Source organism: Pedobacter sp. GSP4 (assembly GCF_051857575.1).
Classification (GTDB): Bacteria; Bacteroidota; Bacteroidia; order Sphingobacteriales; family Sphingobacteriaceae; genus Pedobacter.
On sequence record NZ_JBPZIR010000001.1, the window covers coordinates 63893 to 77412 of the forward strand.

Below are 13520 nucleotides of genomic sequence, written 5' to 3' on the forward strand. Positions count from 1 at the left end.
CGGCAGCATTCTACATAGTAAGTCTCTAAATAACGCCTGACATGATGAAAACTCATACTTTATCGTCCCGAACAGGGATATTACGCAGTACCTGTATTGCAATCATCATTCTATTAACGCTCTTCCACTCCAAATCGTATGCGCAAACCAAAGTTTTTGCCAACACTGTATCTGCACAGAGTAGAGTAGACAATGCAAACAATGCAACTTTAAACGATAATACCTTTGCCCAGGTAAATTCTTATGGTGGAATTGCTGTGGGTATTGGTAGCTACAGTGGTGAGCTTGAACTCAAGTATCCGGCAGCGGTTTCGGCCGGGGTTACCTCTTACATCCGGATCGATTTCGATGGCGATGTGCTGAACAGGTTACTGGGCGGTAGTTTAGGTACTTTACTGGCTAATGTGGGCGGAACGGTAGTTTTGGGTAACCACTCTTTCCAGGTTGGCGCCAGAAACGGTGCCACGGCAGTGCCGCCAGTGGGAAACAGTGTTGATGGCTTTTCTTCCGATAATTTAAGACTGGTTAAAGATGCCAATGGTTTCTTTTACCTGGCCATAACCCCTACACAGGCTTACGATAGAGTTTATATTAAAGATGTAACCAATGCGGTTTTATTGGGCGTTAGCAATAATACCAAAGTTTATTATTCATTTTATGTTTCGGGTACCGATCCTTGTGCGCAGGCATTTACCACAGGTTTTGAAGGTACAGGTATTACACTCGATGCTTTACAATTGGGCAGTTCGGGCGTAACCAATAGCGAAAGGGCAATTGATACCGATCCAAATAATTTTTCTCAACTCAGTTTAGGGGTACTTGGCGTAGCATCATCTATCAGCCAAAATTTTTATTTTACCACGCCATCCAATCCGGGCGATGATATTAACCTGAGATTAAGCACCACACAGGCATTGTTAACTGCTGGGGTTTTACAGAACATTTCGATAACAGCTTACAACGGAGGCACGCAGGTTTACACCGGTTCGGCCTCATCGTTATTAAATTTAGATTTACTTGGGCTGCTCAACAGCGGACAGCCTGTAACCATACCATTTTCGCCAGGCCCAGGTGTAGTGTTCGACCGTGTTAAGGTTTCACTGGGTTCGGTTTTAACCGTAAATGCTACCCAAACCATTAATGTTTATGGGGTAACGCGCTCGGCAGGCAGACCAACCTTTACCGCACCTGCAAGCAATGCAATTGCTGCATGCTACAATACAACCGTTCCTTTAACTGCTACTACACCAAGTACTAACGAACTGATTTGGTACGAGGCGATAGAAGGCGGAACGGCCTTACAAACCGTTGCTTATAACGGTACTTTTACCACGCCAGCCTTAACAGCCAACAAAACTTATTATGTTGCTGCCAGAAGATTAGGCTGTACGGCCGAATCGGTAAGGGTTCCGGTTGTAATTACGGTAAACCCACAGATTATTTTTAACGGCGCTACCTTAACCAACGCCACGGCAGGTTTTTCTTTTGCTAAACAGCTGGATGTAGCAACAGGCGGAACGCCAGGCTACACGTATGCTTTAGCTGCTGGAAGCACATTGCCAGCTGGCTTAAGCTTATCCTCAACAGGAGCGATAACAGGTACACCAACCGTAGCCAATACCTATACTTTCTCGGTTGTTGCAAAAGATACCAAGAACTGTACAGCTACAGCAAACTATACTTTAACTGTAACCGTTACGTTGGCGCTCACGCCAGGTGCTTTGCCTGATGGCATAACAGGAACGGTTTATCCAACACAAACTATTCCGGCGGCAACAGGCGGTACCGGTCCTTACACGTATTCGGCTACAGGTGTTCCTCCGGGCTTAACCTTTAACCCAACTACAAGAGAAATTACCGGAACACCAACGCAGCCTGGGGTATATACTATTCCGGTTACTGTTGTTGATGCAAATGGTAATACGCTTACTTCAAACTATACATTAAAAATTACTGATCCGTTGGTATTGCCAGCAGCAACTTTGGCTGATGGAACAACAGGAACAGTTTACACCACTCAGATTATTCCAAGTGCAACCGGTGGAACCACGCCTTATACTTATTCGGCAACTGGATTACCTCCGGGATTAACTTTTAATCCAGCTACCAAGGCCATTACAGGCACGCCAACCACTGCTGGTACTTATACTGTACCAGTTACGGTGACTGATGCTGATGGAAAAACGGTAACCACCAATTACAGCATTACCATTAACAATCCGTTGTTACTGCCAGCTGCAACCTTGCCTGATGGAACAGAAGGAGCCGTTTATGCTACCCAAACGTTACCAGCAGCAACAGGTGGTGTTGGACCTTACACTTATGTAGGCAGTGGTTTGCCTCCGGGATTATCTTTTAACCCAAGCACAAGAGAAATTACCGGTACGCCAACGCAGGCCGGTAACTACACTATTGGTGTTACGGTTACCGATAGCCAGGGTAAAACAGCAAGCAATACCTACGCAGTTAAAGTAAACGGTACGCTAACCCTGCCAACAAAAACTTTACCTAATGGAATTGTTGGAACCTCTTACTTACCGCAAACTTTGCCAGCGGTAACCGGTGGAACCTCGCCTTATACCTATGCGGCAACAAACCTGCCTCCGGGATTATCATTTGATCCAACCACGAGGGAAATTACCGGAACGCCTACGCAAGGTGGTACCTATAATGTTTCGGTAACGGCTACAGATGCCAACAACAACAAAGCCACTACTACATATACCATTACGGTAACTGTAAATGCACCAGTTGTAGCCTCTGCTACAGTTTGTTCGGGCAGTACGGCTACTTTAACGGTAAGCAACCTGCAAACAGGTGTAACTTATAACTGGTACGCTTCTACCGGTAGTACACCATTGGTAACCGGTAACAACGGTACTTTTGTAACACCAGCAGTTACTTCTGCAACGGTGTTCTATGTAGAAGCAGTTTCGGGTACAGCGGTTAGTTCAAGAACTTCGGTTAATGTTTCGGTAAATCCACCGGCAACTTTAGCCACGGTTACTACCAATAACCAGGTAATCAACTCAGGTCAAACTACAACCTTAACGGCCACTGCCGATGCGGGCAATACCATTGCCTGGTTCGATGCTGCAACAGCAGGTACGCAGGTTGGATCGGGAACATCATTTACCACACCAGCTTTAACAGCAACTAAAACTTATTATATAGAAACCACAAGTGCCAGCGGATGTAAAAGCGCAAGCCGCGTTCCGGTAACTGTAACCGTAATTAACGGTGGTGGTGCAACAGCCTGTAACGCTGCAAACAGCCAGAGCTCGGGTATTACCGGCATTTGTTTATTGTGCGGAATTACCGGAGCAGGAAACTCTACCGATGCTGATGTGGCTAACTTTACCCGCATAAACTTAGCGGTAGGTGTTGGTGCAACAGGTTATCAACAGTTAATTTTCCCATCGGCAGGTGTTGCTACTGATAGCTTACGCCTAGATTTAGCTTTACCGGGTGGTTTAGCTGATGTAGGCTTATTAAACAATATCACTGTTACGGTATTAAATGGTACAACAGTGGTAAGAACAGTGCAGGTTAATGCCGCGCTTTTAAATCTTCAGCTTTTATCTGGAAACCGTTTTGCAGCAACTGTTTTGGCAGGTGGTGTTTACGATAGGGTACAGGTAAGCTTTGGTGCGGTGGTATCGGCATTATCGAGCTTAGATATTTATGGGGCTACTGTTGTGTATCCAAACCCTACTTTTATTTCTGGTGCGCAGACCATCTGCTCGGGTACAACTGCAGCATTAAGTGCAACGGCCAACGGCGGTACAACCTTAGCCTGGTTCGATGCACCAACAGGCGGTACACAGGTTGGAACAGGTGCAAACTTTACCACTCCGGCGTTAACGGCTACAACTACTTATTATGTTCAGGTAAGCAAAGGATCTTGTTCAAATGCAACAAGGGTTCCGGTAACTGTAACTGTTAATCCGGCCATTGTATTTGCAGGTTCGACCTTAACCAATGCAACCATTGCATCGGCATATAGCAAACAGCTTCCGGTAGCAACTGGTGGTACACCAGCTTATACTTATGCTTTGGCATCGGGAAGTACTTTACCTGCAGGTTTAACTTTATCGCCTAGCGGTTTAGTAAGCGGAACCCCAACTGCAACGGGTAATCCAACATTTGCTGTAGTGGTAACCGATAGCAAAAACTGTACTGCAACTGCAACTTTTGCATTAACAGTAACACCAGCATTGGCTTTGGCTCCTGGAGCATTGCCTAATGGTATAACGGGTACACCATACACTACAAATGGAATTCCGGCTGCAACAGGCGGCACGGGTCCGTACACTTATTCCGCTACAGGTGTTCCTCCGGGATTAACCTTTAACCCTGCAACAAGAGAAATTACAGGTACACCAACCCAGGTTGGCACCTTCACCATTCCGGTTACCGTAACGGACGCCAATGGAAATACCATTACCGCCAGTTATACCCTTAAAGTAACCGATCCATTGGTTTTACCGGCAGCAACTTTGGCTAACGGTACAACCGGTACAGTTTACACTACACAGACTATTCCATCTGCAACAGGTGGTTCAAGTCCATATACGTATGCCGCTACTGGCCTTCCTCCGGGATTAACCTTTAACCCTGCAACCAGAGAAATTACCGGTACGCCAACACAGGCCGGAACCTTTACTGTTCCGGTAACGGTAACTGACGCTGATGGAAAAACAGTAACAACCAATTATTCAATTACAGTAGTTAATCCTTTATTGTTGCCAGCAGCAACCTTGCCTGATGGTACTGAAGGAACAGTTTATGCCACCCAAACCTTGCCATCGGCAACAGGTGGTGTTGGTCCTTACACTTATGTAGCTACTAACCTTCCTCCGGGATTAGCTTTTAACGCTGCGACAAGAGAAATTACAGGTACGCCAACACAGGCCGGAAATTATTCGATCGGTGTAACTGCTACTGATAGCGAAGGCAGAACAGCAAGTAATACCTATGCGCTTAAAGTAATCGGGGTATTATCTTTACCAGGAGCTACTTTACCAAATGGTATTGTAGGTACGCCTTATCCAACGCAGACTTTACCTGCGGTAACCGGCGGGACCGCTCCTTATACTTATTTAGCTACAAACCTTCCTCCGGGATTGAGCTTTAATACTGCAACGCGCGAAATTACAGGAACACCATTATTGGGCGGTACCTTTACCATTTCGTTAACCGCAACTGATGCAAATGGGAACAAAGCCACAACCGCTTACAGCTTAACTGTAACGGTTAGTGCACCGGTAGTTGCCGCTGCAACAGTTTGTGCAGGCAGCCCTGCTACATTAAGTGTTGGCAATTTGCAGGCAGGTGTAACCTATAACTGGTATGCTTCTACAGGAAGTACGCCATTGGCTACCAATAATACTGGTGTTTTTGTAACACCGGCCATTACTTCTCCAACTGTATTTTATGTTGAAGCGGTATCTGGAACTGCGGTAAGCACTAGAACGGCCGTAAATGTTTCGGTTAATCCACCGGCAACACCTGCAACGGTAACTACCAATAACCAGGTAATTAACTCAGGTCAATCTACTACCTTATTGGCAACGGCCGATGCGGGCAATACCATCCAATGGTACGATGCTGCCACAGGCGGAACACAGGTTGGCGCGGGTACTTCATTTACTACACCGGCATTATCTGCAACTACAACTTATTATGTAGAAACAACGAGCACTAACGGCTGTAAGAGCGCAAGCCGCGTACCGGTAACCGTTACCGTATTAAACGGTGGTGGTGCAACAGCTTGTAATGCAGCAAACAGCCAAAGCACAGGTATAAACGGAATTTGTTTATTGTGTGCGGTAACAGGTGCCGGAAACTCTACAGATGCTGATCCATCAAACTTTACCAGAATTTCATTATCTGTTGGGGTAGGTGCATCGGGTTATCAACAACTGATTTTCCCATCAGCTGGAACAGCCACCGATAGTTTACGTTTAGATTTGGCACTTCCAACCGGCTTAGCTGATGTTGGTTTATTAAACAACGTAACCGTTACGGTATTAAATGGTACAACAGTTGTAAAAACAGTACAATTAAACGGAGGGTTATTAAATCTTCAGCTTTTATCAGGCAACCGTTTCGCTGCTACAATTTTGGCCGGCGGTGTTTACGATAGGGTACAGGTAAGTTTTGGTGCGCTGGTTACGGCCTTAACCAGCTTAGATGTATACGGTGCAACGGTGGTTTATCCTAATCCAACGGTAACCGCGGGTGCGCAAACTATCTGTTCGGGCAGTACAGCTACCTTAACTGCAACAGCAAATGGCGGTACTACTTTGGCCTGGTTTGATGCACCGACTGGCGGCACACAATTGGCTACCGGCGAAACATTTACTACGCCAGCCTTAACCGCTAGCACAACGTATTACATTCAGGTAAGTAAAGGAACTTGCCCTAATACCACCAGGATACCTGTAACAGTAACGGTTACACCGGCACTTCCAACACCGGTATTGGCTACAATTGCCAATGTTTGCGAAGGTTCGTCGGCAACATTATCTGTTGCTAACCCTGATGCAGCAGTAACTTATAAATGGTACGATGCTGCAACAGCAGGTAATTTGATATTTACTGGTGCGGTATTCCAAACACCAGCATTAAGCACAGCCACTACGTATTATGTAGAAGCATCGCAGGGTAACTGCACCAGTGCGGCGCGTGCTGCGGCTGCGGTTTCAGTAAACCCACGTCCAACTTTACCAGTGGTTACTGCGAGCTCATCAACAGTGAGCGCAGGCCAGACGGCAATTTTAACCGCAACATCTGCTGATGCAACCAATACTTTTAACTGGTATACTTCTGCAACAGCAACCACGCCGGTTTATGTGGGTGCAACTTATGTTACGCCACCATTATTGGCTACTACAACTTATTATGTAGAATCGGTATCTACCAATGGCTGTTCGTCGGCCAGCCGTGTACAGATAACCATTACAGTTGATGGCAATGGATCTCCTAATCCGGTTCCTTGCGAGGCTGCCACTACACAGGTTGGTGGAGTTACAGGTGTAGCTTTACTGGCAGGTGTGTTTAATCCAACATTGGCTATTGATAACGATACCCAAACCGCCTCTTCATTGGTAATGCCGGTAGGAGCGCTTGGAGCATCTGTTTATCAAAGGGTAGGTTTTGGATCATTATCTAAAGTTGGCGATACGGTACGTGTATTGGTATCATCTCCAGGAAAACTATTATCGCTTGCCTTATTGGGCAATGCATCAATCACCACTTATGTTGGAACCAACAGTAATGGTGATGCTAGATTGCTAAACGATAACTTAATCAATATTCAACTGTTAAGCGGGAATACCCAGGCCTTGATCACTTTTGTTCCGACCAATGTTTTTGATGGAGTAGAGGTGAGGTTAAACTCTGGTGTATTGGGTGCTTTAACATCAATTAACTTAAATTACGCACAGCGTATTTTGGTTGCCCCAACAGTAACGGCAGCAAATGTTACGGCCTGCGTGGGCTCAACAGCTCAATTACAGGTGAGCAATCCTTCAGCAGGTTTAACTTATAGGTGGTACGATGCTACCGGCACTTACTTAACCGGTAAAGACGGCATTATATTTACTACACCAGTTTTAACTGGCGATACCAAGTTCTACGTGGCTGCAGTTTCTGCAACAGGCTGCGTAAGCTACAAAACAGTGGTTAACGTAACCACCAACCCGGCACCAATTACGCCTGATTTGCTTTCGGCATCAGTGAATACCTGTCCAAATACTTCGGTTACCTTCCAGGTTAAAAACCCAGTTGTGGGCACTACTTATAACTGGTACGACAGTGCAACTTCTACAACTGTATTGTTTACAGGTGATAACTTTACAACTCCGTTAATTACTGCGAATACCAGTTATTTTGTAGCAGCAGTAAACAGCTGTGGTACTTCATCTACCAGAACAGAAGGTAAAATTATATTGGGTACTATTGATGTTCCGGTAATTACGCCGCCATCAATTACCATTAGTGAAGGTTCGGTTGCCGTATTAAAAGCAACTTCGAGTACTGCAGGAGCAACCATTAACTGGTATACTACTGCCAACGGAACCGTTCCGGTATTTACCGGCGAAACTTTTGTAACGCCACAGCTGAGTACCACCACTACCTATTATGTAGAGGCTACCGTACCTGGCGGATGTACTGCAACGAGCAGGGCAACTGTTACGGTTACCGTTATCCCTAACGGTACACCGGTAACTACTCCATGCGGGGCTGCCACAGCAACTGTTGCAAGCGGTGTAACTGGAGTAGCTGTATTGGCAGGCGTGTACAACCCAACGTTTGCGGTTGATAACGACATCAATACAGGATCTAGTTTGGTTATCCCAGTGGGATTATTAGGTTCTTCTGTTTACCACCAGGTTGGCTTTACAGGCTTATCTAACGTAGGCGATACTTTGAGGGTAAAAATTACCACGCCTGGTACATTGCTTTCGGTAGCAGTATTGCCAAACTTAACTGTAACTACTTTCCAGGGTACAACCAGCAATAACGATGCAGTATCGGTTGCTAATCCTTTAATTAACTTAAAACTATTATCCGGTGGTACTTCAGCCATCTTAAGCTTTGTTCCAACCAGCAAATTCGGGGGTGTAGAATTAAGGTTAAGCTCTGGATTGTTGGGTGCATTAACTTCGGTTAATTTAGATTATGCTCAACGTGTAATTACCACACCAACGGTTTCATCGGCTACTGCAAGTGCTTGTCAGGGCTCGTCTGCAACGCTAAGCGTGCAGAACCCACAAGCGGGCGTAGTTTACAAATGGTACTTGGGCTCAACTTATCAGGCAGGTAAAGACGGATCTACTTTCACAACCGATCCAACTTTGGCAGCAGGTACCTATACTTATTCGGTAACTGCAACAGCTAATGGTTGCGAAACTGTAGGAACAAAAGTTGTGGTAACCATATTGCCTCCGGCAGTGCCACCAGTAGCTTCAACAACCAATCCGGCAACAACCTGTATTGGTACTTCGGCTACATTAAGCGTGCAAGCTGTTGCAGGTGTTACTTATAACTGGTATAACTTACCGGTTGGCGGAAACATGTTGGTTACCAACAACAGTAGCTTTACTACATCAGCATCATTAGCAGCTGGTACATACGATTACTATGTAGAAGCCGTAAGTGGAGCAGGTTGTTCAAATTCAACCCGTACTAAAATTTCTATTACGGTTAATCCGGCATCAACTGCTGCTGATTTAACCGTTACCGGAACTACTTCATTGTGTGCTTCGGGTACCGCGGTATTAACTGCGGCAAGTACTACAGTAACCAGTCCGGTATTTACCTGGTACACTGATGCGGCCTTAACGCAGGTGGCTTATGTTGGCGCGGTGTTTAATACCCCTCCAATTGCTGTAACCACTAAATATTATGTTACCGTTAGCGGCACCAATAAATGTGCAAATACACCGGGCAATGCAAAAGAGGTTACCGTAACGGTAAACCCTGTGGCTGGCCCAACTGATATTAACTTAGCTGGAACAAGTACTGTTTGTGGTGGCTCTACAGTTACTTTAACTGCAGGAAGCACAACGGTTACCAACCCAATCTTTACTTGGTACAGCGATGCTACTTTAGCCACTGTGGCCCATGTAGGTGCAAGCTTTACAACTCCTGCACTTACAGCTACAACCACTTATTATGTAACTGTTAAAGGCGATAATAAGTGCGAAAATACAGCAGCTACTGCGAAATCGATTACCATTACCGTTAATCCAACCGCTACCGATTCGGATGTGGCTGTTAACGGAATTACGTCAATCTGTAAAGGATCTACCGCTGCACTGTCTGCTTCAACAACAACAGTAATTAACCCGGTATTTACCTGGTACAGCAATGCCGCATTAACTACGGTTGCTTATGTAGGTGCAAGCTTTACCACACCTGTGCTTAACGCAACCACTACTTACTATGTAACTGTAAGAGGTGATAATAAATGTGAAAACCTGCCTGCAAACGCTAAGGTGATAACAGTAACGGTTAAAGAATTTGCAACATCGGCAGATATTGCGGTTAGCAATGCTAAAATCTGCTCAGGTTCTACTGTAATGTTAATGGCTTCGAGTACTACGGTTACCCAACCGGTATTTACCTGGTACAGCGATGCTTCGTTAACCAGTGTGGTATTTACTGGCCCAACGTTTACCGTAAATGGACTAACAGCCACCACCAATTACTACGTTACCGTTAAAGGCACAAACAAATGCGAAAACAGTGCTGTTGATGCGAAAGTGGTAACGGTTACTGTTAATCCTTTGGCTACTACAACCGATATTATTCTGAACGGAAGTACAACAGCATGCGCTGGATCGCCAGTGGTATTAAGTGCAACATCGCCAACTGTAACCAACCCAGTATTTACCTGGTACAGTGATGCCGCCTTAACCAACGTGAGTTTCATCGGGGCAACCTTTACAACTCCGGCCCTTAACGCCACTACTACATATTATGTTACTGTTAAAGGAGATAATAAATGTGAAAATGCACCTGGTACAGCTAGGGTAATTACCATTACGGTAAATCCGGTTGCAACAGCTGCTGATATCACAGCCAACAATGCTACAATCTGTTCAGGATCAGGTACTACACTTGCAGCCAGTACAACTACGGTTACCAACCCAACATTTACCTGGTACAACGATGCCAACTTAACTTCGGTAGCCTATGTGGGTACATCGTTTGTAACTCCTGTATTAACTGCAACAACAACTTATTATGTTACGGTTAAGGGAGATAACAAATGTGAAAACTCTAGAATTACGGCTAAAGTGGTAACCGTTACCGTAAATTCGGGCGCTACAGCTGCTGATATTACCTTATCTGTACCAACCCTGGTATGCGGATCAGGATCAGCGGTAATCAACGCCAGTTCAACCACGGTAACCAGTCCGGTATTTACCTGGTACAATGATGCTTCATTAACCAGTGTAGCCTTTACCGGCCCAATATTTACCACTCCGGTATTAAGCACAACAACCACTTATTACGTAACCGTTAAAGGTGCCAATAAATGCGAAAGCAGCGCTGCAAATGCTAAGGCCGTAACCATTACGGTTAATCCGGTTGCGGTTGCGAGTGATATCGTTGTAAATGGATCAACAAATATTTGCGGAGGATCTAAAGCAGTACTTGCTGCCACCAGTACAACAGTAACCAATCCTGTATTTACCTGGTACACCAACGCAGCCTTAACTGATGTAGCTTTTGTAGGTGCAGTGTTTACTACGCCAACGCTAACGGCCAACACCACGTATTATGTAACTGTAAAAGGTGATAACAAATGCGAAAATAGTGCTGCAACAGCTAAATCAGTAAGCATTGTGGTTAATTCGGTAGCTTCGGCAACTGATGTTACCGCAACAGATGCAACCATCTGTGCAGGTTCATCAGCAAGCTTAGTGGCCAGCACAACCACAGTAACCAATCCAATATTTACCTGGTACAGCGATGCTGCATTAACCACACCAGTATTTACCGGAGCAACTTTTAATACCCCTGCATTAACCGCAACAACTAAATATTACTTAACGGTAAAAGGCGATAACAGATGCGAAAGCTCTGCTGCAAATGCCAAAGTAGTAACCGTTAATGTAAATGCAGTTGCAACAGCGGCCGATATTACCTTATCTACGCCGGCTAGAATATGTGGTTCCGGAACTGCGGTAATCAATGCCAGTTCTGCAACAGTAACCAATCCGGTATTTACCTGGTATAACGATGCATCTTTAACCAGTGTGGCCTTTACCGGACCAATATTTACCACACCGGTATTAACCGCTACTAAAACTTATTATGTAACTGTTAAAGGAACCAATAAATGTGAAAACACTGCAGCTAATGCGAAAACAGTAACCGTTACTGTTAATCCAAATGCTGTGGCCACAGATATTACTGTAACTGGATCAACTTCAGTTTGTGCGAGTACAGCGGCAACATTAGCAGCAACCAGCACAACGGTTACCAATCCGATATTTACCTGGTATAGCGATGCTGCTTTAACTACAGTAGTATTTACAGGTACAGTGTTTACTACACCAGTATTAACGGCAAATACAACTTACTATGTAACCGTTAAAGGAGATAATAAATGTGAAAATACCGCTGCAACAGCAAGAGTAGTTGCCATTACCGTAAATGCATTACCAAACAACCCAGTAGTATCTGGTCCGAATGGTGGTGTTTGTGCAGGCGATGGAGCAACACTGACCATTACTAATGCACAGGCAGGAGTTACCTACGAATGGTACAATGCAGCAGTTGCCGGTAATTTATTATTCACAGGTACAACATTTAACACGCCAGCACTTAGCACCACAACCGATTACTATGTAATTGCCAATGGTACAGGCGGCTGTAGCAACAATGGTGGCCGGGTTAAGGTAACCGTTACCGTAAATGCTAAACCAACAGTGCCAACTGTAGCCTCATCATCAGTTAGTATTTGTACCGGAAGCCCAGCGGTATTAACCGTTTCAAACCCGCAAACAGGTGTAACTTACAACTGGTACACTGCAGCGGTAGGTGGTACAATTGCCGGAACAGGGGTTAACTTTACTACTCCGGCAGTGAATGCAAATGCCACTTATTATGTAGAAGGTGCAAACGGATCATGTATCTCATCAGCCAGAACGCCAGTAAATGTAGTGGCCCTGCCAGTACCAGTTGCACCAGCATCGGTAACACCGGCAAATGGAACACTTTGCGCAGGTAGTTCAACCATAATAACCGTAAATAACCCAGTAACAGGATTAATTTACAGATGGTACGCTGCAAGTTCAAATGGCCCGGTATTGGCAGAGGGCGTAACCTTTACCACACCAGCATTAAATGCCACTACCATTTACTATGTAGAAAGCATTGCAGTAGGTGGTTGTGCTAGTCCAACCAGAACAGCTGTTACCGTTACAGTACTTCCGGTATTGGAAAAACCAGTAGTAGTGGTACAAAGCACTACCGCTAATAGCATAACCTTTGCTTGGGCTGCGGTTACCGGAGCTACTGCTTACGAAGTTTCATTAGATAATGGTTTATCATGGATCAGTCCAACAAGCGGCTCTAGCGGAACAAGCTATACCGCCTTAGGATTGAAACCAGATCAGAGTGTTACCATTGTGGTAAGGGCCAAAGGACAGCTTGATTGCCAAACCAGTGCAAACTCTACTCCGGTTACAGGCAAAGCATCTAATCCTTTCGGAAACCAGGTTTACATACCAAATGCCTTTACACCGAACAACGACGGTAAGAACGATACCTTCTTAATCTATGGCAATACCATTGCAAGTGCTAAAATGAGTGTATTCACCCAATGGGGCCAATTGATATTCCAATCGGATAACGTAGCTACCGGATGGGATGGAACTTACAAAGGAGTTAACCAGCCGATCGGGGTTTATGTGTACATGGTTGAGGTAACCTTTACCGATGGAACAACAACCATGAAAAAAGGTACAGTAACGCTGATCAGATAAGAAGAGGAT

The 13520-nt window shown here is 45.1% G+C and carries 1 protein-coding gene; it reads left to right on the plus strand.

Going from position 1 to position 13520, the window contains the following annotated elements:
- Positions 1 to 41 precede the first annotated feature (41 nt).
- Positions 42 to 13511 carry a putative Ig domain-containing protein gene (locus ACS5PU_RS00285; protein WP_439457282.1) on the plus strand — a complete coding sequence of 4490 codons (13470 nt, stop codon included), beginning with the start codon at positions 42 to 44 and terminating at the stop codon, positions 13509 to 13511.
- Positions 13512 to 13520: the final 9 nt, after the last annotated feature.